Annotated in this window: 26 protein-coding genes; 9 read left to right on the forward strand and 17 right to left on the reverse strand. The window is 72.6% G+C overall.

Annotated features, from left to right (window positions below; all coding sequences use genetic code 11):
• Positions 1-3: 3 nt before the first annotated feature.
• Complete coding sequence (locus tag ABZS77_RS04280; RefSeq protein WP_354817187.1) at positions 4-654, reverse strand: O-methyltransferase; 651 nt, start codon at positions 652-654, stop codon at positions 4-6.
• Between the two features lie 220 nt (positions 655-874).
• On the opposite strand from ABZS77_RS04280, the gene ABZS77_RS04285 reads away from it, so the two are divergent.
• Both ABZS77_RS04285 and ABZS77_RS04290 read left to right on the forward strand, forming a co-directional pair.
• A complete protein-coding gene (locus ABZS77_RS04285; protein WP_354817190.1) occupies positions 875-2296 on the forward strand; it encodes a trypsin-like peptidase domain-containing protein in 1422 nt (473 codons plus the stop codon).
• 76 nt (positions 2297-2372) lie between these two features.
• Entirely contained in the window at positions 2373-2795 is a 423-nt protein-coding gene (locus tag ABZS77_RS04290) for a preprotein translocase subunit TatB (RefSeq protein ID WP_354816844.1), read from the forward strand.
• A gap of 72 nt (positions 2796-2867) precedes the next feature.
• Here ABZS77_RS04290 and ABZS77_RS04295 read toward each other — a convergent pair whose 3' ends face one another.
• From ABZS77_RS04295 to ABZS77_RS04305, 3 genes are all read right to left on the reverse strand, one after another.
• On the reverse strand, positions 2868-4016 hold the full coding sequence (locus tag ABZS77_RS04295) for an Mrp/NBP35 family ATP-binding protein (protein ID WP_354816847.1): 1149 nt from the start codon (positions 4014-4016) through the stop codon (positions 2868-2870).
• 76 nt (positions 4017-4092) lie between these two features.
• Positions 4093-4743 (reverse strand): DUF1003 domain-containing protein, encoded by a 651-nt coding sequence (locus tag ABZS77_RS04300; protein ID WP_354816850.1) that lies wholly within the window; start codon positions 4741-4743, stop codon positions 4093-4095.
• Positions 4736-6022 (reverse strand): CBS domain-containing protein, encoded by a 1287-nt coding sequence (locus tag ABZS77_RS04305; RefSeq protein WP_354816853.1) that lies wholly within the window; start codon positions 6020-6022, stop codon positions 4736-4738. The genes ABZS77_RS04300 and ABZS77_RS04305 overlap by 8 nt, the downstream gene beginning before the upstream one ends.
• Before the next feature lie 33 nt (positions 6023-6055).
• On the opposite strand from ABZS77_RS04305, the gene ABZS77_RS04310 reads away from it, so the two are divergent.
• Together ABZS77_RS04310 and ABZS77_RS04315 are read left to right on the forward strand one after the other, a co-directional pair.
• Positions 6056-6925, forward strand: a complete 870-nt coding sequence (locus tag ABZS77_RS04310) for a PhzF family phenazine biosynthesis protein (RefSeq protein ID WP_354816856.1) — start codon at positions 6056-6058, stop codon at positions 6923-6925.
• Positions 6926-6942: 17 nt separating this feature from the next.
• The gene (locus ABZS77_RS04315; RefSeq protein ID WP_354816859.1) at positions 6943-7473 is read left to right on the forward strand and encodes a hypothetical protein; all 531 of its coding nucleotides are present in this window, start codon (positions 6943-6945) and stop codon (positions 7471-7473) included.
• Positions 7474-7490: 17 nt separating this feature from the next.
• On the opposite strand, the gene ABZS77_RS04320 is transcribed toward ABZS77_RS04315, so the two are convergent.
• The gene (locus ABZS77_RS04320; RefSeq protein ID WP_354816862.1) at positions 7491-8198 is read right to left on the reverse strand and encodes an HAD family hydrolase; all 708 of its coding nucleotides are present in this window, start codon (positions 8196-8198) and stop codon (positions 7491-7493) included.
• 104 nt (positions 8199-8302) lie between these two features.
• On the opposite strand from ABZS77_RS04320, the gene ABZS77_RS04325 reads away from it, so the two are divergent.
• Positions 8303-9259, forward strand: coding sequence for a DMT family transporter (locus tag ABZS77_RS04325; RefSeq protein WP_354816865.1), 957 nt, complete (start codon positions 8303-8305; stop codon positions 9257-9259).
• A 6-nt stretch (positions 9260-9265) separates the two neighbouring features.
• On the opposite strand, the gene ABZS77_RS04330 is transcribed toward ABZS77_RS04325, so the two are convergent.
• From ABZS77_RS04330 to ABZS77_RS04365, 8 genes are all read right to left on the reverse strand, one after another.
• Positions 9266-9910, reverse strand: coding sequence for a hypothetical protein (locus ABZS77_RS04330; protein ID WP_354816868.1), 645 nt, complete (start codon positions 9908-9910; stop codon positions 9266-9268).
• A 130-nt stretch (positions 9911-10040) separates the two neighbouring features.
• Positions 10041-10586, reverse strand: a complete 546-nt coding sequence (locus ABZS77_RS04335) for a GNAT family N-acetyltransferase (RefSeq protein WP_354816871.1) — start codon at positions 10584-10586, stop codon at positions 10041-10043.
• A gap of 60 nt (positions 10587-10646) precedes the next feature.
• Positions 10647-10922 carry a hypothetical protein gene (locus ABZS77_RS04340; protein WP_354816874.1) on the reverse strand — a complete coding sequence of 92 codons (276 nt, stop codon included), beginning with the start codon at positions 10920-10922 and terminating at the stop codon, positions 10647-10649.
• A gap of 83 nt (positions 10923-11005) precedes the next feature.
• Entirely contained in the window at positions 11006-11749 is a 744-nt protein-coding gene (locus ABZS77_RS04345) for a class I SAM-dependent methyltransferase (RefSeq protein ID WP_354816877.1), read from the reverse strand.
• On the reverse strand, positions 11733-13010 hold the full coding sequence (locus ABZS77_RS04350) for an MFS transporter (RefSeq protein ID WP_354816880.1): 1278 nt from the start codon (positions 13008-13010) through the stop codon (positions 11733-11735). The genes ABZS77_RS04345 and ABZS77_RS04350 overlap by 17 nt, the downstream gene beginning before the upstream one ends.
• Positions 13007-14026, reverse strand: a complete 1020-nt coding sequence (locus ABZS77_RS04355; protein WP_354816883.1) for an alanine racemase — start codon at positions 14024-14026, stop codon at positions 13007-13009. The genes ABZS77_RS04350 and ABZS77_RS04355 overlap by 4 nt, the downstream gene beginning before the upstream one ends.
• A complete protein-coding gene (locus ABZS77_RS04360; RefSeq protein WP_354816886.1) occupies positions 14023-15117 on the reverse strand; it encodes a SagB/ThcOx family dehydrogenase in 1095 nt (364 codons plus the stop codon). Before ABZS77_RS04360 ends, ABZS77_RS04355 begins: the two co-directional genes overlap by 4 nt.
• A 246-nt stretch (positions 15118-15363) precedes the next feature.
• On the reverse strand, positions 15364-16188 hold the full coding sequence (locus ABZS77_RS04365) for an SDR family NAD(P)-dependent oxidoreductase (RefSeq protein WP_354817193.1): 825 nt from the start codon (positions 16186-16188) through the stop codon (positions 15364-15366).
• Positions 16189-16318: 130 nt separating this feature from the next.
• Here ABZS77_RS04365 and ABZS77_RS04370 point away from each other — a divergent pair, with 130 nt between their 5' ends.
• Entirely contained in the window at positions 16319-17272 is a 954-nt protein-coding gene (locus ABZS77_RS04370; RefSeq protein WP_354816889.1) for a CoA ester lyase, read from the forward strand.
• Between the two features lie 57 nt (positions 17273-17329).
• Here ABZS77_RS04370 and ABZS77_RS04375 read toward each other — a convergent pair whose 3' ends face one another.
• A complete protein-coding gene (locus ABZS77_RS04375) occupies positions 17330-17875 on the reverse strand; it encodes a DUF4190 domain-containing protein (RefSeq protein ID WP_354816891.1) in 546 nt (181 codons plus the stop codon).
• 187 nt (positions 17876-18062) lie between these two features.
• Here ABZS77_RS04375 and ABZS77_RS04380 point away from each other — a divergent pair, with 187 nt between their 5' ends.
• Positions 18063-18899 (forward strand): SDR family NAD(P)-dependent oxidoreductase, encoded by an 837-nt coding sequence (locus ABZS77_RS04380; protein ID WP_354816894.1) that lies wholly within the window; start codon positions 18063-18065, stop codon positions 18897-18899.
• A gap of 13 nt (positions 18900-18912) precedes the next feature.
• On the opposite strand, the gene ABZS77_RS04385 is transcribed toward ABZS77_RS04380, so the two are convergent.
• A complete protein-coding gene (locus ABZS77_RS04385) occupies positions 18913-19443 on the reverse strand; it encodes a DUF4190 domain-containing protein (RefSeq protein ID WP_354816897.1) in 531 nt (176 codons plus the stop codon).
• Between the two features lie 173 nt (positions 19444-19616).
• Between ABZS77_RS04385 and ABZS77_RS04390 the strand changes: the two genes are divergently transcribed.
• On the forward strand, positions 19617-20813 hold the full coding sequence (locus tag ABZS77_RS04390) for an acyl-CoA dehydrogenase family protein (RefSeq protein ID WP_354816900.1): 1197 nt from the start codon (positions 19617-19619) through the stop codon (positions 20811-20813).
• Positions 20814-20966: 153 nt separating this feature from the next.
• Positions 20967-21347, forward strand: a complete 381-nt coding sequence (locus ABZS77_RS04395) for a hypothetical protein (RefSeq protein WP_354816903.1) — start codon at positions 20967-20969, stop codon at positions 21345-21347.
• A gap of 19 nt (positions 21348-21366) precedes the next feature.
• Here the strand turns inward: ABZS77_RS04395 and ABZS77_RS04400 are convergent, their stop codons facing one another.
• Positions 21367-21774 (reverse strand): CoA-binding protein, encoded by a 408-nt coding sequence (locus ABZS77_RS04400; protein WP_354816906.1) that lies wholly within the window; start codon positions 21772-21774, stop codon positions 21367-21369.
• Between the two features lie 26 nt (positions 21775-21800).
• Positions 21801-22847: an Rv2578c family radical SAM protein gene (locus ABZS77_RS04405; RefSeq protein ID WP_354816909.1), complete on the reverse strand. Its 1047-nt coding sequence runs from the start codon at positions 22845-22847 to the stop codon at positions 21801-21803.
• Positions 22848-22919 lie beyond the last annotated feature (72 nt).

Below are 22919 nucleotides of genomic sequence, written 5' to 3' on the forward strand. Positions count from 1 at the left end.
CCGTCAGCACTTCACCGCGGCGAGCACCCCGTTCCCGACCGGTAGCAGCGCCGGGATCCAGTGCTCCGACTCCCGGACCGCCTTGATCGTCTCGCGGACCGTCACCGTCTCGGCGTCCCGGGCGGCCGGGTCACCGATCCGGCCGCCGGCGAGCATGCCGTTGAGCGCGAGCACTCCTCCCGGGCGCAGCAGGCGCAACGCGGCCTCCACGCAGGCGTGGAATCCCGTCGCCTCCGCGTCCACGAAGACCAGGTCGTACGCGCCGTCGGCGAGCCGGGGGAGCACGTCCAGCGCCCGACCGGTGATGATCCGGGTACGACCGGCGGCGAAGCCCGCCTCGGCGAAGATCCGCCGGGCGATCCGCTGATGCTCCACCTCCAGGTCGATGGTGGTGAGCACACCGTCGGCGCGCATGCCGCGCAGCAGCCACACACCGCTCACCCCGGTGCCGGTGCCGATCTCCACCACCGCGCGGGCGTTGCCGGCGGCGGCCAGCAGCCGCAGTGCCGCGCCGGCGCCGGGGGTGACGGCGTCGAGGCCCACCTCGTGGGCCAGGCTGCGGGCGGTACGCAGGACGAGATCCTCGGTGACGTACGACTCGGCGAACTGCTGAGCCTGGGTCGTCGAATTGCCGGGACCGGCGACCGTGGCGATGGGGCACCTCCGGGGGCGGTGCGTGGTGCGGGGGCGGGTTGGCACTGTGAGCGTAGAGGCGACCGTCGCGGGACGCAGCCGCGGCTTCCGTCGTCAGCGATCACCGGGGGCAACCGCTGACTCCACCGCGCGCATCCGTGCAATCCTGGAGGCGGTATCCCGTCAGCCGCGCCCACACCGGACCGTGGCCGGACGACGCGGCGCGGGATCCGGGGATGGACTGGGAGGCACCGACGTGACCGACGGCTGGGACTGGCGCCGGGGCGGTGAGACTCCGGCGCCGGCGCGACCGCCCGGGGCAGGGTTTCCGCCCGTGGGGCCACCGGGCGCCGGCAGCGCCCCTGTGGCGCCGCCGGTCGGCGTACCCGTGGCAGGGGGCCCGCCACCGGTGGCTGCCCCGTACGCGGGGTCGCCGGCACCGGGTGGGTCCGGTGTCGACGCGTCGCCGTGGTGGTCGGACGCGCTCGCCGACCCGTGGCGGGATCCGGCGGCGCCCGCCGCGGTGGTGGTACCCGCCGTGGTGGCCGCCGGCACCGAACCGGAGCCGGTCACCGACCCGGACGCCGCGCAGGGGCGTCCGGCGCTGCGTCATCTGCTGCTCATCCCGCTGATCACCGCCCTGCTCGCGGGCGCCCTCGGCGGCGCGTTGGGGTACGCGTTCGCGGTGCGCGGCGGGGCCGGCACGTCGGTCCTCGGTCAGGAGGCGGCGCAGCCGCCCGCGCTGGCCCAGCGCAAACCGGAGTCGCTGGCCGGGGTGGCCGAACGGGTCCTGCCCAGCGTGGTCACGGTGCGGGTGAGCAGCCTCGGCGGCACCAGCGAGGGTTCCGGGTTCGTCGCCAGCGCCGACGGCCACGTGATCACCAACGACCACGTCCTGGCCGGTGGCAGCGGAAAGGCCTCGGTGGTCTTCAACGACGGCAGCACCGCGCCGGCGACAGTGGTCGGTCAGGACCCGGAGTCGGACATCGCGGTGATCAAGGTGAGCCGGTCGGGGCTGCGGCCGGTGGAGTTCGGCAATTCCGACGCGCTGGCCGTGGGTGACCCGGTCCTCGCCGTCGGCTCGCCGCTCTCCTTGGCGAACACGGTCACCGCCGGCATCGTGAGCGCCCTGGACCGCACGATGCAGGCCGGCGAGCCGGGTGGGCCGGTGCGCTACTACGCGGCGATCCAGACCGACGCGGCCGTCAACCACGGCAACTCGGGGGGTCCGCTTGTCGACGGGGCCGGCCGGGTGGTCGGCGTGAACTCCACGATCAAGTCGTTGGTCGCCGAGGGGCAGGAGGCCGGCAACATCGGTCTCGCCTTCGCCATCCCGATCAACCAGGCCAAGCGGGTGACCCAGGACATCATCGGCACCGGCAAGGCCCGCCGTACGGTGATCGGCGCCCAGGTGGGTGGCCCGGGGGCGGGTGCCGGCGGCGGCGTACGGCTGGCGGCGGTCGAGCCGTCCGGGCCGGCGGCCGGTGCCGGGCTGCGGGTCGGCGACGTGATCCTCAAGCTCAACGGTCGACCGATGACCGAACCGACCGATCTGATCGCCCTGGTCCGCAAGTTCGCGCCCGGTTCGGTGGTGACCGTCGAGTTCCGGCGCGGGTCCGACCGGCAGAACACGTCGGTCACCCTCGCCGCGGATGCCAAGTGAACAGCAGCGCACCCCCTGCCCGAAAGGGGCCTCGCGTGCGTAGTCTTGCTGCTGACGCCGAGAGGAGGCCCGGGGGATGCTCGACAACCTGAACTGGTGGGAGATCGGTGCGCTGCTGCTCCTGGCGCTGTTGATCTTCGGTGACCGGCTGCCCGCCGTGATCACCGACGGCCTGCGGATGGTGCGTAACCTGCGCAACATGGCCCGCAACGCCACCGGCGACCTGAGCCGCGAGCTTGGCACCGACATCCAGCTGGAAGATCTGCATCCCAAGGCGTTCATCCGCAAGCACCTCCTCAGCGAGGAGGACGAGGCGGCGATCCGAAAGCCCCTGCAGGGCGTCTACGACGACCTGCGCGCGGACGTCAGCGGCGTGCACAAGGACCTGAAGGACGTGGCCGACGCTGCCGACCTGCGGTCGAACGGGACGCGCCCCGGCACGGCCACCGGCACCCCTTCGGCGCCGGCGCCCCGGGTCAGCTACGACGACGCCACCTGACCGGTCGAGCACCTCGACGAGTACGCCCCGCACGGCCAGGTGGCCGGCGGGGCGTCGTCGTCGAACGGGGGCTCAGCGCCCGGCGGGCTTGAGGCCGAGGGGCTTGCCGAGCAGCGACTCGCGGCGCAGCGCCAGCCGGTCGGCGATCGTGCCCAGCGCCTGCGCGGCCGGCGACTCCGGCTCGGCCAGCACGATCGGGTTGCCGGCGTCGCCGGCCTCGCGGACGCGGGTGTCCAGCGGGATCTGCCCGAGCAGCGGCACCTGCGCGCCGATGGTCCGGCTCAGCGACTCGGCCACAGCCGTACCGCCACCGGCGCCGAAGATCTCCATCCGGGAGCCGTCCGGCAGCTCCAGCCAGGACATGTTCTCGATGACGCCGACGACCCGCTGGTGGGTCTGCAGGGCGATCGCCCCGGCCCGTTCCGCCACCTCGGCGGCGGCGGTCTGCGGGGTGGTGACGATCAGGATCTCCGAGTTGGGCAGCAGTTGGGCCAGCGAGATGGCCACGTCACCGGTGCCCGGCGGCAGGTCGAGCAGGAGCACGTCCAGGTCGCCCCAGTAGACGTCGGCCAGGAACTGCTGCAACGCCCGGTGCAGCATCGGACCCCGCCACACCACTGCGGCGTTACCGGAGGTGAACATGCCGATCGAGATCACCTTCACGCCGTGCGACTGCGGCGGCATGATCATGTCTTCGACGCGGGTGGGGCGGGCGTCCGCGCCGAGCATCCGGGGCACCGAGTGGCCGTAGATGTCGGCGTCGACCACACCCACGGAGAGCCCACGGGCGGCGAGCGCCGCCGCCAGGTTGACCGTCACGCTGGACTTGCCGACGCCACCCTTGCCGCTGGCCACCGCGTACACCCGGGTCCGTGAGCCGGGCTGGGCGAACGGGATGACCGGCTCCTCGCTGGCACCGCCGCCGCGCAGCTGCGACTGCAACGACTGCCGCTGCTCCGGGGTCATCACACCGAAGTCGATCTCCACGCCGGTCACCCCGGGCACCGCGGCGAGCGCGGCGGTGATGTCCGCCCGCAGCTTGTCCTTCAGCGGGCAGCCGGCGACGGTGAGCAGCAGCTCGACCCGTACGACCCCGGTGTCGGCGATCGTGGCCGAGCGGACCATGCCCAGCTCGGTGATGGGCCGGCGGATCTCCGGGTCGTTGACGGTGGCCAGGGCGGCCTGGATCGCGTCCTCGACGGTGCTCACGGGTGCTGACATGCCCGCAATGCTACGTCGCGGGGCATCCGCTGCCGCCTCTGCCCGGGGCGGTGTGAGCCATTCGATGGCCTGTCGGTCAGCCCTCGGACCGGCGCGGGCCGGTGCCGTCCGGCCGGGCGTCGCGGGCGAAGTCGCCGTCCAGGTCGTCGCGCGGCTCGTCCAGCCCCACGCCGTCGGTCGCCCGCTGGGCACGCCGCTCCTGCCGGCTGTCCTTCTCCTGCTGGCGCCGCTCCAGCCGTTGGCGGCGCTGCCCCGCCTCGTCCAGTTCCTCGGCGAGCCGGGTCAGCTCGGAGCGCAGGAAGTCGCGGGTGGCGACCTCGCCCAGCGCGATCCGCAGGGCGGCGATCTCCCGGGCCAGGTACTCGGTGTCCGCCTTCTGCGCGGTTGCCCGCCTGCGGTCCTCCTCCGACGCCAACCGGTCCCGGTCGGCCTGCCGGTTCTGGGCCAGCAGGATCAGCGGCGCCGCGTAGCTGGCCTGCAACGACAGCACCAGGGTGAGGAACGTGAAGGTGTACGGGTCGAAGCGCAGACCCGCCGGGGCCAACGTGTTCCACAGGAACCAGATCGCGATGACCACCGTCATGATCACGATGAAGTTCGCGGTGCCCATGCCCCGGGCGATGCCCTCGGACCACCGGCCGAACGCCTCCGCGTCGAACCGGGGCAGCTTGAATCCCCGGGGCTCGCGCGGCTGATCGAGCCGCTCGGCCCGCCGCTGCTCAGCCATCCGCGCCGTCCAAGGCCGCCTCGGAGACGCCGGGAGCGGTCAGGGCGTCCCGGTCCCGCCAGTCCCGGGGCAGTGAGTGGTCCAGCACGTCGTCCACCGTCACGGCGCCGACCAGCCGGTTGTTCCGGTCGATCACCGGCATGGCCACCAGGTCGTACGTGGCCATCCGGCGGGTGATCTCCGGCAGCGGGGTGGTGGGCCGCAGCGGGTCGATGTCGTTGACCACCACCTTGCCGAGCAGGTCGGCCGGGGGCTCGCGCAGCAGCGCCTGGAAGTGCACCATGCCCAGATAGCGGCCGGTCGGCGTGTTCTGCGGGGCGCGGGTCACGAAGACCTGGGCGGCCACGGCGGGGGAGAGCTGCGGCTCCCGGATCCGGGCGAGTGCCTCGGCGACTGTGGCGTCCGGTGGCAGGATGACCGGCTCGGAGGTCATCACGCTGCCCGCCGTGCCCGGCGTGTACTTGAGCAGCTGACGTACCGGGTCGGCCTCGTCCGGCTCCATCAGGTCCAGCAGGACGTCCTGCTCCGGCGGGGGCAGTTCGTTGAGCAGGTCGGCGGCGTCGTCCGGGTCCATCTCCTCCAGGACGTCGGCGGCCCGTTCCCGGTCCAGGGCGGCGAGGATCTCCACCTGGTCGTGTTCCGGCAGTTCGCTGAGCACGTCCGCCAGACGCTCGTCGTTCAGCGCCGCCGCGACCTCGTTGCGCCGCAGGTCGGGCAGGTCCTGCAGGGCGTTGGCCAGGTCGGCGGGGCGCATGTCCTCCAGGACGGCGAGCAGGTTCGCCGTACCCCGGTTGTCGGCGATGCCGCTGAGACCGCGTACCCGGTCCCATTCGACCTGGTGCAGGTGGCCGCGGCGGCTGAGCCGGCCGGTCTGCTCGCGGACCGCGACCCGGCTCAGCGACCACTCGCCGCCCCGGCTGCACTCCATCGCGACGTCGACCACCGCGCCGGGCTGGCCGCCCGGGTCGAGGTTGACCCGCCGGTCCAGCAGCTCCTGGAGCACGAGCAGCTCGTTGGGGCGCTTCTCGAACCGGCGCAGGTTGAGGGTGCCGGAGCCGAGCACCACGGCGTCCGCGTCGATCGACGTGATCCGGTTGATGGACAGGAAGATCCGCCGACGCATCGGCATCTCGGCGACCAGGCCCACCACCTCCGGGGGACGTTTGGTCGCCCGGAGCCGGGCCACGGCGTCACGGACCCGGCCCACCTGGTCACCGTTCGGATCGAAGACGGCGACTCCGGCGAGGCGGGCGATGTAGACCCGGGTCGGCGTGCTCACGGGCACCAGCCTAAGCGCCTAGTGTTTATCAACATGTCGACCTTGGCGTACGAGATCGTGGACGTCTTCACCGACCGCCCGTTCGCCGGCAACCCGCTGGCCGTGGTGTTCGGCGCGGAGGCGCTGGCGACGGAGCAGATGCAGGCGCTCGCGCTGGAGTTCAACCTTTCCGAAACGGTGTTCGTGCTGCCGTCCACGCAGGTCGGCGCCACCTACCGGGCCCGGATCTTCACCCCGGCCGAGGAGTTGCCGTTCGCCGGGCATCCCAGCGTCGGCGCGGCGGTGACCGCGAGCCGGCGGGGAATGTTCGGTGTGGGGCGGATCACCCAGGAGTGCGGCGCCGGGGTGCTGCCGATCGAGGTGACGGCGTCGGGCGCGACGCTGACCGGCGGCACACCCACCCTCGGCCCCGAGTTGGACGCCGAGCCGCTGCTGGAGATCGCCGGACTGGGCGCGGACGACCACGCCGGGCCGGCACCCCGCGTGGCGGGATGCGGGCTGGAGTTCCCCTACCTGCCGGTGCGGCCGGACGCGATGGCCCGGGCACGGGTGAACCCGGCGGCGGCGGAGCGGTACGGGGTGGTGCACCTCAGCGTCTTCTCCTGGGACGCGGCCGCGCAAACCGCGCACGCCCGGGTCTTCGTGCCGGGGCTCGGCATACCTGAGGATCCGGCGACCGGCTCGGCGGCGCTCGGTCTCGGTGTCTGGTTGGTGGCGAGCGGTCTGCTGCCCGGTGAGGGAAGGTCGGAGTACGCGGTCCGCCAGGGTGTGGAGATGAACCGTCCGTCCGCGCTGGCCTGCACGGTCACCGCCGCGGGTGGCGTGGTGGTCGGCGCGACGGTCTCCGGCCAGGTGATGCCGGTGGCGCGGGGCGAGATCGCCGTGCCGCCGTTCGTGGGCTGACCGTCGGGCGGCCGCCGATGCGGGAGAATGCGGGTGTGACGGACGAGGATGCCCCCGGCGGCACGCCGCTGGTCGACGAGGCGATGAAGAAGGCCGCAGTGGCCTGGGTCAGCGTGGCCGGGGGGCCGGCGCTGGCGCTCTGGTGCGCCCCGCTGGAGGGTGCGCTCTTCGTGGTCAGCGGACCTGGTGAGCAGGCCGCGCCGGGCCTTGCCGACGCGACGGAGGCACAGGTCACCCTGCGCGGCGACCACGGTGGTCGGATCGTCACCTGGCCGGCCCGGGTGACCCGGGTGCGGCCGGGCACCGAGGCGTGGGACACCACCGCGCCGCTGGTCGCGGGCAAGCGCCTGAACGCGCCCGGTCCGACCGCCGACCTGGTCGCCCGGTGGGCCGGCGACGGCTGCGCCGTGAACCGGCTCGCCCCGGCCGGTGCGCCGTCGGCGGGTGCCGACCTGCCGTCCGACGCGCAGTCCGAGCCGCCCCGCCCCACGCCGGCGGTGCGTGCCACCCGCAAGCCGTTCCGCCTGCACCGGGTCCGCCGCCGCTGACGCCGGTCGCCGGGCGGTCAGGCCGCACCGATCACCTCGGCGTCGGAGTCGACGAGGTCGAGCACCTCGCGCAGCGTGCCGAGCACCGGCCCGTGCCAGTCCCGGTCGGCGTTGAACACCATGTGCTCGCCGAGGTCGGGCGCTGCGAGTCGAACGGCCGTCATCCCGGCCCGCTCGGCGCCGGTCAGTTCCTGACTGCCGCCGTCGCCGACGTAGAGGCAGTCGCCGGGCGCCAGCGCGAGCCGGCGACAGGCGGTCAGGTAGAGCGCCGGATCCGGCTTGCACTGTCCGACCTGCACGGAGAAGACCCGCACGTCGAGCAGCGGGGCGACCGCGAGCTGCGGGAGGAACGCCGGCAGTTCGTGCGTACAGTCGCTGATCACGCCGGTGCGCAGGCCGCGCCCGCGCAGGGCCGCGAGCACCGGCACCGCGTCGGCGCGCAGCCGGGTGTCCGCGCGGACGGCCCGGTGCCGGGACGCCACGGCCGCGCGCAGCGCGTGGTCGCTCGGGTGTACGCCGGCCTGGGCGCACACCCACCGCAGCGTCGCCTCGGCGTCACCGAGGCGGCCGGTGGCCCGCTCGTAGTAGGTGCGGTCCAGCACCTCGGTCAACGTGTCGGTGGAGCATCCGAGCAGTTCGGCGGTGCCGAGGTGGGCGACGCCGCGTTGCACCGAACGGGTCAGCGTGCCGAAGAAGTCGAACAGCACCGCCTGGTAGCTGGGCATGAGGGGAACGCCTCCGAGCGGTCGTGGTCGCCGGCGTGACCGCGTGATGGTAACGGAGTGCTGACCGTCCGTGTTCGGCGTCATACGTGTGAGGATTGCTTCCCGTGCCTCCATCCTCGGATCGTCCGTCGCCGGACCCGCTGACCACCGGCGCGGTCGGCCTGGCCGTCGTCGCCGTGTCGTCGTCCGCGCCGTTGATCGCGTACGCGGCCGCTCCCGCGCTGGCCATCGCGTTCTGGCGCAACCTGCTCGCGGTCGCCGTCCTGAGTCCCTTCTCCCTGGCCCGGCGCCGGGCCGAGTTCCGTCGGCTGACCGTCGGCGCGGGCCGGCGCGAGGGCCTGTTCTGCGTCCTCTCCGGGGTGGCGCTGGCCGCGCACTTCGCCACCTGGGTGCCGAGCGCGCAGCTCACCTCGGTCGCCGCCGCCACCGCCCTGGGCGCCACCCAGCCCATCTGGCAGGGGTTGATCGCCCGCGCCCAGGGGCGGCGGCTGCCCCTGGTCGTCTGGATCGGTGTCGGGGTGGCGGCCGGCGGCGCGGTGATCGCCACCGGGGTCGACGTGGGCGTGTCCGGCAGGGCGGTCGTCGGTGACCTGCTGGCGGTGACCGGTGGGATCTTCGCCGCCGTCTACACCGCCTTCGGGGAACGCGCCCGAGCCAGCATCAGCACCACGACCTACACCACCATCTGCTACGGGATCTGCGCGCTGATCCTGCTGGTGGTCTGCCTGCTCGGCGGCGTACGACTTGTCGGCTTCGACCCGCGTACCTGGCTGGCCATCCTGGCCCTGGTGGCCGGTGCCCAACTGCTCGGGCACTCGATGTTCAACTACGCCCTGCACAAGATCTCGGCGACCACGGTGAGCGTGCTGATCCTGTTGGAGGTGCCCGGCGCGGCGCTTCTCGGTTGGGCGTGGCTGGGCCAGTCACCCCGCCCGTACGCGCTGCTGGGGATGGCGCTGCTGCTCACCGGGGTGGCGGTGGTGGTGCTGGGGGGTGCCCGGGTCGGGCGTCGTGCCTCGCCCACCGCGTTGCCGGCCGACCCGGCCCCGCTGGACGGCTGACGATCCTCACAGGTACGCGGCGAAGTGCTCGGCGACCAGGTCGGTCAACTGGTCGCCGTCGAGCGTCCCGTCGACCGGGATCACCCGTACGCCCAGTCGCTCGGCCTGGGCCACCGCGTCGGCCGTCACGAGTTCGTCCCGCGCCCAGCGGTTGCGGACGGCCCGGTCGGGGTCACTGAGGCCGGGCATGGCGAAGCTGGCCCGGGGCAGCCGCGCCATCTGGTGGGCGCGGAACTCGGCGGTGGGCGTCAGCACCACCATCTGCCGTACCGACTCGACGACCGGCGCCACCAGTTCGGGGCGCAGCCCCCACCCCTCGGCCACCACGCGGTGGCCGGGCACCAGGGCGCTCAGGTCGTCCAGCACCCAGGCGAAGCGGCGGGGGAATCCCGCCAGGGTGTCGGCCGCCATCCGGGCCGGGTCGGTGCGGACCCAGGTGGTCTCCGGGTCGGGCCCGGCAGCAGGTTCGCCGCGCCGGACCCGGTCGGCGATGCGCCGGTCGTCGTGGCCGCGTGCGTCGTGCCGGTCGTAGAGGTAGGCGGTCAGCCCGTGCCGCAGGGCGAGTGTGACGGCGACTGTGGACTTGCCGGCCCACTGTCCGCCTCCGATCCACAGGGACCGTCGGGCGGTGGCGTTCGCATCGAATTCCATGCGTCGAGACTGGCCGCCACAAGCTGCAAGATCAAGTCTTGTTCTTGCTGGTGGGCCGTGATGAAGTAGGGGAAGAGGGATGACTCTCGCGCCCCTTCGTGTCGGCGGCCCCGGGCCGCGACGATCTCCGTTACAGATCCATCGCATAGACCCGGACCGTGCGTCCGGTGTCCGGCTGCACGGTCTGGCGCTCGAGCGACATGCCCAGCTTGACCATCACCCGCGCGGACGCGTCGTTGCCGACGATGTGGATGCTGACCAGCCGCCGCAGGTCGAGCTCGGCACGAGTGTGGGCGACGACGGCCCGTGCCGCCTCGGTGGCCAGGCCCCGACCCCAGTACGCCCGTCCGAGCCGCCAGCCGATCTCCACGGCCGGCATGATCTCGGGCAGGAAGGTCGGCACCGCCAGTCCGGTGAACCCGGCCAGGTGGCCCGATTCCTTGATCTCCACCGCGTACAGGCCGAAGCCGTGCTCGTCCCAGTGTCGCTGGTAGCTGGCCAGGCGCTCCGCGGTCGCGGCCCGGTCCAGGGTGCGGCCGTCATGGATGTGGCGCATCACCGCGGGGTCCGCGTTGACGGCGGCGAGCCCGTCCAGATCGTCGCTCCGCCAGCGGCGCAACAGCAGCCGCGGAGTCTCCAGGGACGTGGCACCGGGGGAGCCTGTCGGGTTGGGCACGCCCCTTCGTAGCATTCCCGCGTCCACTGGGCGATTGGGTATCAGGCCAGCATCCGCCGTCTAGACCTCGTGCACCTCGATGACCCTGGTGTCCGGGGCGTCCGCACCGAGGGCGGCACGCAGCGCGGCCCGCTCCGGGTCGACGAGGAACGACTCGTAACCGGCCCGGTCCGCGAAACGGATCACGTGCACCTCGCACTGCCCGCCGACGCCGCGCAGCCGCCGCTCCAACTCGCCGCCGTGCCGGCCCAGCAGTGCCAGCACGGTGTCCTCGTAGCGTTGCCCGGCGGCCTCGGCCCCGGCGGGGTACTCCACGACTGCGACGAGAGTGAGCATGGCGGTCACGCTACCCATCGATGCCGCCGGCCGTGGCCCGCGCGGCCCGGCAGCGGGGCCGTGCCGGTCGGCGACCGGGGGCGTCAGGCGCGGTGGGCGACCACCGCCACCCGGGGCAGCGCCTCGGGGTCCGGCACGTCGGTGAGCAGGTCGTCGATGGCGGCGACGTGGCTCAGCACCCAACCGGCGTCCGTCAGGGCGGCGAGCACGTCGGCGACCCGGTGGGCGGTGTTGGTGATCGTCGTGGCGAACGGCGTCGTACGGCCGTCGTCGGTACGCAGCTCGCCGGTGATGTGCAGCGGACGGCGCTCCCCGTCGAGCGGGCCACGGGCCGCCACCACGGAGGCCGTACCGTCCTCCCGGGTGACCGGTGGGACGTCGGCGTTGAGCCCTCTGATCGTGGACATGTCGAAGCCGAACCAGCCGCCCGGGGTGACCGCCGCGTGGACACGACGCAGGTAGGCGTGGACCCGGTCGAGCTCGCCCACGTGGTTGACGATGTCGTACGTGGAGAGCGCGAACGCACAGGGGCGCGGCACCTCGAAGTCCGTGGCGTCCGCGGTCAGCAGCACCGCGTCGGTGCCGACCAGCCGTTCGCGCGCGTGGGCGATCATCGCCGCCGAGATGTCGACCCCGACGACGCGGTAGCCGGCGGCGGCGAACCGGGCGGCCACGATGCCGGTGCCGCAGCCGACGTCGAGCAGGCTCCGTTCGGCCCCGGGTGCCACGTGCGCGTGCACCCGCAGCCACGCCTCGCCCATCCGCTCCGGGTACGGCGCCCAGAAGCGGTCGTACGCCGTGGCGAAGGCGTCAATGTACTCGGCCATCGGGTTGCCTTTCGTAGTACCGGACGGAGGAGCTGGCCAACGGGACGAGCGCGGCGACGAAGATCACCGCGGCCAGGCAGAGCAGGGCCGGCCGTACGCCGATCTCGGGTATGACGAAACCGGCGGCGATCATGACCGGTGGCCCGAGACCCACAGCCCCCAGCCACTCGTAGGCGCTCACGCGGGACATCGCCTCGACCGGCACCTCGGACTGGACAGTCGTCTCCCACAGCACCCCGAAGACGTCGAACGCCACACCGGCGAGTACGGCGGCGAGCACCACGAAGGGCAGTGCGGCGCCGGCGCCGAGCAGCAGTGCCGGCAGTCCCAGCATCGACACGGCGAGCACCGCCACGCGCAGCGGCCGGGCCGTACGGACCCGCATCGCGACCAGCACCCCGGCGAACATGCCCACCGCGTACCCGGCGAGGATTGCCGACCACGCGCCCGCACCACCGAGCTGGGTCCGGGCGACCAGCGGCCCCGCGAGCCCGAAGGTGACGCCGACGGCGGCGTTGACCACGGCCGCGGCGAGCACGATCTGCCACAGCCAGCGCCGCCGGACGAACTCGCGCCACCCGTCCCGGAGCTGGGCGGGCAGGTTCCGCCCGGTCGTCCGACGGGCCGGGTCGAGGCGGAGCCGCGCGAGCAGCCCGGCGGCGACGGCGAAGGTCGCGGTGTCGAGGGCCAGCGCCCAGCCCGGCCCCAGCCAGGCGATGAGCGTGCCGCCGGCGGCGAAGCCCGCCACCGTCGCGGTGTTCGTGCCCAGCCGCAGCACGGCGTTGCCGCGTTGCCGTGCCCCGGGCGCGACCAGCTCGGCGGTCAGCCCGTTCAGTGAGGGCAGCAGCAGCGCCGAGGCGGTGCCGGCGACGGCGGCGCAGAGGGCGAGGGTGGCGATGCCCGCACGCCCGGTCAGGACGAGGACGGTCATCGCGCCGTACGCCGTGCCGCACATCAGCTCCGCCGCCACGAGTACGCGGTGGCGCGGCAGCCGGTCGCCGATGACGCCGCCGAGCAGCATCAACGCGATCCGGGGCACCGAGATCGCGGCGAGCACGAGCGACAGCGCCGGCGCCGACCCGTCGGGCAGGTCGAGCACCGCGAAGGTCAGCGCGAGCGGACCCATGGCGTTGCCGAAGACGGAGATCGTCCGGGCGGCGGCGAACAGGACGAACCGCCGTTCGCGCAGGGGATCCGTGACCTCCACCGTGTCGGTCACGCCCGGTGCCGGCGGACCGGCGCCCGCCACCGTGTCGGTCACGCCCGGTCCGGTTGGACCAGCGCCTGCCACCGTGCCACCGGCTCGCCCGAGTCGAGTACGTGCAGGAGCGGCCGGCGGGCCACCACCGGGCAGACGTGCCCGGGCAGCACCCGCACCTCGTCGCCCACGGTCAGCGTTCCCGCGTCGACAGGCGTGCCGTCGAGGCCCGTCATCACGACACCGCTCATCCAGGTCTGGTCGGCGCCCGCGAGCAGCTCGTCGGCGTCGGTGCGCGGCACCGGTCCGACAGTGCCGGTGACGGTCGCGGTGACGGCGATCGCCACCGCCGCGACGTCGCACTCGCCCAGCCGGGCGAGCCCGGCGTCGAGCAGGGCGTACGCGCCGGCGCAGACCTCGGTCACGCCGGCGACGCCCAGCGCGCCGAGCAGGGTGGGTGTGCCGCCGACGCTCACCGTCGGGCAGGCCGCTCCGGTGGCCCGGATGCGCCGCGCGACAGTCACCAGCAGTTGCGCCTGGTGGCGGCCCAGGTCGACGCGGTCGCGGGCGGCGGCGGAGTCGGTGAGCCCCACATAGCCGGTCACACCGGCCAGGCGCAGCCCGTCGGTCCCGGCGATGGACTCGGCCAGCTCGCCGGCCGCCTCCGGGTCGACGCCGAGCCGGTGCAGGCCGGTGTCGACCTCGATCCGTACGTCGAGTGCGACGCCGTGCGCCACGGCCGCCGCGCCGAGGCCGGCCACCGTGTCCGGGTGGTCGACGTGCACCGTCACCGCGCAGCGCCGCGCGAGCCGGGCGAACCTGTCCCACCGCCACGGGTCGCGCCACGGCCACGCCACCACGACGTCGGTCACACCCACCGCCAGGTAGGCCTCGGCCTCGGCCGCGGAGTGGACGGCGACGCCCACCGCGCCGGCGGCCATCTGCCGGGCGGCGATCTCGGGTGTGCGGTGCCCCTTGACGTGTGCGCGCAGGGCGACGCCCGCCTCGTCGGCGAGGGCGCTGTACCGCGCGATGTTCGCGTCGAGCCGGGCCAGGTCGACGGTGATCCTCGGCGTCATTCGCCCCGTCCGTGCCAGGCGTCCGGGGGGAAGGAGAAGGCCGCGTCGCCGCCGTCGAGCATCGCCGCCTGCCGGTCCCGCTCGGCGGGATGCGGCACGCCGACGCCGGACACCCCGAGGAAGATCTCCTCGGACCAGGACAGCCCGAGGGTGTCCTCGACGGGCTCGTCGCGGGTGGCGGCGGTGAAGAACGTCCCGAGGCCGAGCGCGGTCGCGGTGAGGTACACGGTCTGACTCAGGTGGCCGACATCGAGCAGGAGCGCCCGGTACGCCCGCGCCGCCGGATATTTCCACACGGTCCGCTCGAGGACCGCCGCGTACATCAGCAGGAACCCGGCCTGGGCGGCGTGCGGCTGCCCACCGCACCACTCGCGGAGCCGGTCCTCGCCGCCCGCGTCGGCGAGTCGTACCAGCTCGTGGCGGCGTACGGAGTAGTGGTAGACGCCGGGTTCCACGCCGGCCACGTCCCGGATCACCGGGTAGACCTCGACCGGATGGCGGGATCCGCCGGACGGCACGGTCTTCAGCAACGCCGTACCGACGCCGGCGACGTCCACCTCGCGCCGGACCCCCGCCGTCCACCGCAGGAGGGCGGCGAACGCCGACAGCGGCACCGGGGTCTCGGGATCGAACCATCGGGTCGACCGCCGGGCTTCGAGAACCCGGGTGAAGTCGACGCCGGGCGGGTCGGTGCGGGGCAGGGCGATACGGGGCCCCTGGTATTCCTTGACCGGATCCGGCTGGGTGGTCTTGGCACGCAGCACGGCGGCGTCCTCGGCGGCGGAGCGGAAGACGTCCTTGCCGAGGGTCCGGCTGGCCAGGTGGTAGTAGGTGGCCGCCGGGCCCAGGTCACGCCAGGCGGCGAGGCGCTCCTCCTGGGCGTGTTCCGGTGAACCCTCGGCGACCAGGACGTGCGCGGAGAGGAGCTGCTGCGCGAGCTTGCCGGTGGGCTCGGCCCAGTCGGCGTAGTCGCGCAGCAGCCGCTCCGCCTCCACAGTCAACGCGAACTGCCGGTGCCGCAGCGGATCGTCGCAGACGAGCTGGCCATCACGCCACAGGAAGACGACCAGCCGCGACACACGGACTCGCACGACTGCTCAGGACTCGACCGGCGGCTCCAGGCAGGTCAGTTCCTGGTCGTAGTCGTCGGACGCCACGGGCTCGAAGGCCTCAACCTGCTCGGTCATGCGGGTCTCCTCATCAATCGGCGTTGATCACTGGGACGTATCGACCGTATCAGTAAGTCCCTTGTGAACAAACCCCTGTGGACAGTCCACATCGCACTGAGTTCCGGACCGCTCACCGGCGACAGCGAACCGTCGGGCGGCACCGCACGGCTACGCGGGGATACCGACCGCCTCGGCGCTGGCGGCCCAGAGCCGGGCCGCGAGCCGAGGGTCGGCCGCCTTGCGGTACGGCCGGCGCAACCGGCGGTTGTAGTAGTAGCCACCGCCGACCAGCCGGCCCGGATCCTGGTTGGCCAGCCAGGCCAGCGTCTCGGCGGCCTTCTCGGGGCTGCGGAACGGCAGGACCCGCATGCCGAACGCCACGAGCCTGCTGTCGTTGGCGAAGCGGGTACGCACCACCCCCGGGTGGAAGCTGTACGCCGGGATGTGCGGCCAGCGGCGGGCCGCCTCGGCGGTGAACAGGATGTTCGCCTGCTTGCTGGTGCCGTACGCGCCCATCGGCCGGTATCGGCGCAGCGGGCTGTTCAGGTCGTCGGGGTTCAGGGCGCCGAAGCGGTGCGCGCCGGAGGCGGTGACCACGATCCGGCCGATCCGGTCGGCGAGCAGGTTGGTCAGCAGGAACGGGGCCAGGTGGTTGGCCTGGATCGACAGCTCGAAGCCGTCGACGGTGGTGAGGGGTTGCAGCGCGATGGCGCCGGCGTTGTTGGCGAGCACGTCGATCCGGTCGTACGCGTCGCGCAGCCGCTCGGCGAGCCCGCGTACGTCGTCGAGCACCGCGAAGTCGGCCCGGAACAGCTCAGGACGCTCACCCGAGGCCTCCCGTACGCGTTCCGCGGCGGCCTGGAGTCGGGCCGGATCCCGCCCGACCAGCACCACCCGGTCACCCCGGCACGCCAGGTGGACGGCGGCGGCCAGCCCGATGCCGGAGCTGGCGCCGGTCACCACCACCAGTCGACGCCCAGTGAGATCTTCCACAGGTCCATTCACCCCGGTCATGGCGCGAGGTTACCGTGGCGTCACCACGACCTTTGGGATCGTTAAGTTTTTTCGGAACTGTCGTCAGGTGGCGTCGGCGCGCCCACCGGACGCTGGAAGGAGCGCATCCATGGCCGCAGTCGGTCGTCCCCGCCGGTCCTGCCTCGCCGTACCCGGTTCCAGCGTCAAGATGCTGGGCAAGGCGCAGGGCCTCCCGGCCGACCAGGTCTTCCTCGACCTGGAGGACGCCGTCGCCCCGTTGGCCAAGCCGGACGCGCGCAAGAACATCGTGGCCGCGCTCAACGAGGGCGACTGGGCCGGCAAGACCCGGGTGGTCCGGGTCAACGACCTGACCACCCCGTGGACGTACCGGGACGTCATCGAGGTGGTCGAGGGCGCCGGCGCGAACCTGGACTGCATCATGCTGCCCAAGGTGCAGAACGCCGAGCAGGTGCACTGGCTGGACCTGCTGCTCACCCAGATCGAGAAGACCCTCGGCCTGGAGGTCGGCCGGATCGGCATCGAGGCGCAGATCGAGAACGCGGCCGGCCTGGTGAACGTGGACGCCATCGCCGCCGCGTCGCCCCGGGTGGAGACCATCATCTTCGGCCCCGCCGACTTCATGGCCTCGATCAACATGAGGTCGCTGGTGGTCGGCGCGCTGATCCCGGACTATCCGGGCGACCCGTACCACTACATCCTCATGCGGATCCTGATGGCCGCCCGGATGCACGACAAGCAGGCGATCGACGGCCCGTTCCTGCAGATCCGCGACGTCGACGGCTTCCGCGAGGTGGCGAAGCGCTCGGCGGCGCTGGGCTTCGACGGCAAGTGGGTGCTGCACCCGGGCCAGATCGACGCCGCCAACGAGGTGTACCAGCCGGCGCAGGCCGACTACGACCACGCCGAGTTGATCCTCGACGCGTACGAGCACTACACCTCGGAGGCCGGCGGCAAGCTGGGCGCGGTGATGCTCGGCGACGAGATGATCGACGAGGCCTCCCGCAAGATGGCGCTCGTGATCGCCGCCAAGGGGCGCGCCGCCGGCATGAGCCGTACCTCGTCGTTCACCCCGCCGGAGTGACCGGGCGGGCCGGGGTGCGTACCGCTGGTGATCACCCCGGCCCTCGGCGCTGCGCCGTCAGTAGCTGCTGCTGCTGCCGCTGCTCGCGCCCGTGGTGATCGCGAGAACGATCACCACGATGTAGAAGATGATGACCAGGACGAGCAGCCCGGTGAGGATCCAGCCGATGATGATGGCGGCCTTCGCCATCCCCGCGCCGCCCTCACCGGTGAGCCGGATCTGCTTCTGGGCCACGTGGCCCAGGATCGCGCCGACCGGCGCGGTGATGCAGGACGCGAAACCGACCAGGGCCAGCACCAACGCCGCGATGGCCATCCCGTTGGTCTTCACGGGCTGCTGGTAGCCGTAGCCGGGGTACTGCGGTGGATAACCCGGCGGCGCGTACCCGGGGGCGGGATATCCGGGGGCGGCGTAGCCGGGCACCGGCTGGCCCGGTGGGGGCTGCGCGCCGGCGTACGGGTCGACCGGTGCGTACGGGTCCGCCGGGCCGTGCTGCGCGGGCACCGGCTGGCCGGCCACCAGGGTCGGGTCTGGAGGTGCGCTGGACGGCTGCGCCGACCACGTGGGATCGGTCCAGCCGCCGGGCGGTGGGGAATTGGTCATGCGAGGTCTCCGTCAGGTCGGGGTGCGCCGTCAGGGTAGCCAGCGCCGGGTAAACACGACGCCCCCGCTACCGGGTGCCGCGTTGCTCGGGCCGGTCGCAACGGGCAGGATCCCTGGCATGGCAATAGACGCGCGCGCTGCGGACCGCTCCGGCGGTCGACCGAGACGGGACGTCAGCCGCCCCGGCATGGCGCGACGGGCCCGTGCGGCCGCACCGGCCGGCGCTCCCGGCCCCGACGAGCCGGTCGCGCTCGCCGACCCGGTGACCATGCGGCTCGACGGGCGGGTCGCCCTGGTGACGGGGGCGGGCAGCGCGGACGGCATCGGGTACGCGACGGCTCGCCGTCTCGCCGACCTGGGCGCCCGGGTGGCCATCGTGTCCACCACGCGGCGCATCCACGACCGGGCCGGTGAGCTGGGTGTGACCGGCTTCGTCGCCGACCTGACCGACGAGTCCGAGGTCGGCGCCCTGGCGGACGCGGTCGCCGAGCAGTTGGGCGACGTGGAGGTGCTCGTCAACAACGCCGGCCTGGCGAGCCGGGCCAGTCCGGAGGTGCTGCGGCCGGTCGCGCAGTTGACCTACGACGAGTGGCGTGGCGAGATCGACCGCAACCTGACCACCGCCTTCCTGTGCAGCCGGGCGTTCATCGGCGGGATGGCGGAGCGGGGCTGGGGTCGGATCGTCAACCTGTCGGCCACGGCCGGCCCGGTCAACGCGCTGCCCACCGAGGCCGCGTACGCGGCGGCGAAGGCCGGGGTGGTCGGGCTGACCCGGGCGCTGGCCATGGAGATGATCGCCGACGGGGTGACCGTGAACGCGGTGGCGCCGGGCACCATCTACACCGCGGCGTCCACGATGGCCGAGATCAAGCAGGGGCTGGGCACACCTGTGGGTCGACCGGGCACTCCGGACGAGGTCGCCGCGGCAATCAGCTTCCTCTGCTCACCGGCCGCCTCGTACATCACCGGTCAGATGCTCGTGGTGGACGGCGGCAACAGCGTCCGGGAGGCCCGCTTCCGCTGACCGGCGTGGCGGATCAGTAGCCGCCGCTGTCGCCGGAGTTGCCGATGATCACCAGGGCCAGCCAGCCACAGCAGGCCAGCAGGGTGATCCCGGTGAAGACGTACCCGAGGATCAGCCCCCACGTCGCGAGCTGGTCGCCCTCCTCGCCGCTGGCGCGGATCTGCCGCTTGGCCACGTGACCGAGGACGGCGCCGGCCGGCGGGAACACGAAGGCGAACACCAGCGACAGGATCGCCAGGACGTTGGTGCTGCGCCCCGGGCCGGCCGGTGGACCGTACTGGCCGTAGGGGCCCTGCGCGCCGTACGGCGGCTGGTGGCCCCAGTGTCCCGCCTGGTGCGGGCCCGGCTGCCCGTACGGCGACGGCTCGTCCGGCGGTGGTCCGTAGGGCGAGCTTCCCGGGGGTGGCTCGAAGGAGGGCTGGCCCGGCGCGTACGGCGACTGCTCCCGGGGTGGCTCGTAGGGTGACGGCGGCGGCTCGTCGCCGGCAGGTCCAGACGGCGGCGGCTCGTCCCCCGGGGGTCCCGACGGCGGCGGGTGGCTCACGGCGTCCTCCTGCCAGTGTCGGAAAAGTCCCTCTTGCCGGACGCTACCCGCAGCGGTGAACCTTTTCACAGCGGTTGTGTGGACTGGTCACCTTGGCCTCGCCGGCCCGGGAGACCGATACTGACCGAGCGTTCAGTTACCCATGAGTAGTGCGCTGATCCCCGGAGGCTGAGATGGCTCGACTGGCCCAGACACCCGGCCTGACCGACGTGCAGCAGTCGATTCTGGAGACCGTCCGGGAGTTCGCCGACAAGGAGATCATCCCGCACGCCCAGCGGCTGGAGCACGCCGACGAGTACCCCACCGACATCCTCGACGGGATGCGCGAGATGGGGCTGTTCGGTCTCACCATCGACGAGGAGTACGGCGGGCTCGGCGAGTCACTGCTCACGTACGCGCTGGTGGTGGAGCAGTTGTCCCGGGGCTGGATGTCGATCTCCGGCATCGTCAACACCCACTTCATCGTTGCGTACCTGATCTCCCAGCACGGCTCCGCCGAGCAGAAGGCCCGCCTGCTGCCGAAGATGGCCACCGGCGAGGTTCGCGGCGCCTTCTCGATGTCCGAGCCGGAGACCGGTTCCGACGTCTCGGCGATCAAGTCCCGTGCCGTCCGCGACGGCGACAGCTACGTGCTCGACGGGCAGAAGATGTGGCTGACCAACGGGGCGTACTCCTCGGTGGTGGCGACCCTGGTCAAGACCGACACCGGCGCCGAGTCGGTGTACGGCAACATGAGCACCTTCCTGCTGGAGAAGGAGCCCGGCTTCGGCGAGACCGCCCCCGGCCTCACCATCCCCGGCAAGATCGAAAAGATGGGCTACAAGGGCGTCGAGACCACCGAGATGGTGCTCGACGGCGTGACCGTGCCCGACTCGGCGATCCTCGGCGGCGCCGACAAGGTGGGGCGCGGCTTCTACCAGATGATGGACGGCATCGAGGTGGGCCGCGTCAACGTTGCCGCCCGCGCCTGCGGCATCTCCATCCGCGCCTTCGAGCTGGCCGTGCAGTACGCCCAGCAGCGCAAGACCTTCGGCCAGCCGCTCGCCAAGCACCAGGCCATCGCGTTCAAGCTCGCCGAGATGGGTACGAAGATCGAGGCGGCGCACGCCCTCATGGTCAACGCCGCCCGGCTCAAGGACGCCGGCCAGCGCAACGACGTCGAGGCCGGCATGGCCAAGCTGCTCGCCTCCGAGTACTGCGCCGAGGTCGTCCAGGAGGCGTTCCGCATCCACGGCGGCTACGGCTACTCCAAGGAGTACGAGATCGAGCGGCTGATGCGCGAGGCCCCGTTCCTGCTCATCGGCGAGGGCACCTCGGAGATCCAGAAGACGATCATCTCGCGTGGCCTGCTCAAGGAGTACAAGCTCTGACGTTCGCCCGTCGAGCCACTGATGGCCGTGAAGGTGATGACTCAGAGGTATGAAAATGACTCTGAGGTATCAGGCCCACCCCACTATCGTCCGCCACATGCCCAGTGCTCCGGCTCGACCGTGAGGCCCATCCCGCCCTGGTGGGCGGACCTGATGGCGATCAGTGACCTGCTCGCCGCCGAGGACGAGATCGAGGCCGTGCGGTGGCGGGAAGAGTCGGAGCCCGGGTGCGACCTGCCCCTACTTCTGCGCCTGACGCACCTGGCCGAGGTGTTCGCTGAACGGGTGCAGGATCTGACGCCACAGCAGCGCAGGAACGTCCTCCACCTGGTGGACGAGGTCCTGGGATCCGGTGACCAGCACGAGGCAGACGCCGTCGCGACGGGTTTCCTCGAATCCCTCATGACCGCCGCCGATGCCGGGTTCGACCTGCGGCAGATATGGAGCGATCTCGGACCACGATCACAGGCCTACTGTCGTGCCTGGGACGCCTTCCTGGGGATCGCGTCACCCGACTGGATGCGTGAGCCGTAGCGGGCGGGGGAAGGGCTGCTCAGCTGAGGCGGGTCAGGCCTGCGGCGGCGCGTTCGACGATGAGGCAGCGGTCCTCGACGTAGTCCATGCCCGCCTCCTCGGCGATCCGCCGCGCCTCGGCCGAGACGATGCCCAGCTGCAACCAGACGGCCGGGGCGCCGATCGCCGCCGCGTCCCTGACCACCTGCACGGCGTCGGCCGCCGGCCGGATCACGTCCACCAGGTCGACGGGGTGCGGGATGTCGGCCAACGTCGGGTACGCCCGCTCGCCGAAGAGTTCGTCGACTGTCGGGTTGACCGGGATGATGCGCCAGCCGTACCGCTGCATCTGCAACGGCACGCCGTGCGCGGCCTTGCGCGGGTCGCGGGACGCGCCGACGACGGCGATCACGGCGGAGTCGGCGAGGATCTGCTGAGCGGTACGCACCCGCCGACTGTAGCTCCGGACTCGGGCTAGATCAGGGTCAGCTGCTCGGCGTCCGGCGATGGTGGCGGCTCGGGCAGGTTGCGGTTGTCACCCGGCTCGGCGCGGTGCAGGCCGTGGCGGCGGGCCGCGATGCGCACCCGCGCGGTCAGCTCCCGCTGGTACGCCTGCGGCGCGTAGGAGCCGGCCCGGTACAGCTCGCGGTAGCGGGGCACGAGGTGCGGGTACTCCCGACCCAGCCAGTGCGCGTACCACTCCCGGGCGCCCGGACGCAGGTGCAGGGCCAGCGGCGTCACACTGCTGGCCCCGGCGGCGGCGATCGCCGACACCGTCGCGTCGATGGACTCGTCGCTGTCACTGAGGCCGGGCAGGATCGGGGCCATCAGCACCCCGACGGAGAAGCCGGCGTCGGTGAGCGCGCGGACCGCGTCCAGTCGGCGGCGCGGGTGCGGTGTGCCCGGCTCGACGCTGCGCCACAGCTGCTCGTCGACGAAGCCCACGGAGAAGGAGATGCCGACCCTGGTCACCTGGGCGGCCTCGCGCAGCAGGGGCAGGTCCCGAAGGATCAGCGTGCCCTTGGTCAGGATCGAGAACGGGTTGGCGAAGTCGCGCAGGGCCGCGATGATCTGCGGCATCAGCCGGTAACGGCCCTCGGCGCGCTGGTAGCAGTCCACGTTGGTGCCCATCGCCACGTGCGCGCCCCGCCACCTCGGCGCGGCCAGCTCCCGCCGCACCAGCTCGCCGGCGTTGACCTTGACGATCACCTTCCGGTCGAAGTCGACACCGGCGTCAAGATCGAGATAAGTGTGAGTGTTTCTCGCAAAACAGTAGACGCAGGCATGGGAACAGCCTCGGTACGGGTTGATCGTCCACTCGAACGGCACGCGGGACTGCCCGGGCACCCGGTTGAGGATGGACTTGGCCTGCACCTCGTAGAAGGTCATCCCGGCGAACTCGGGGGTGTCGAAGGTGCGGACGACGGCGCCGGGCAGCGCCAGCGGCAGGGGTGGCGTCGCTGGCGCTGCCCGCTCGGGGTCTCCCTCAACCGGGGGAGCGGTGAGGTTGTCCCAGCGCATGGGCACTATTCGAACACGTGTACGAGGTCGGCGCAAGTGACCCGCCGGACATCGGTGACTGATCCACGGTGC

The sequence above is a fragment of the Micromonospora sp. NPDC005298 genome, from assembly GCF_040607375.1.
Taxonomy (GTDB): domain Bacteria; phylum Actinomycetota; class Actinomycetes; order Mycobacteriales; family Micromonosporaceae; genus Micromonospora.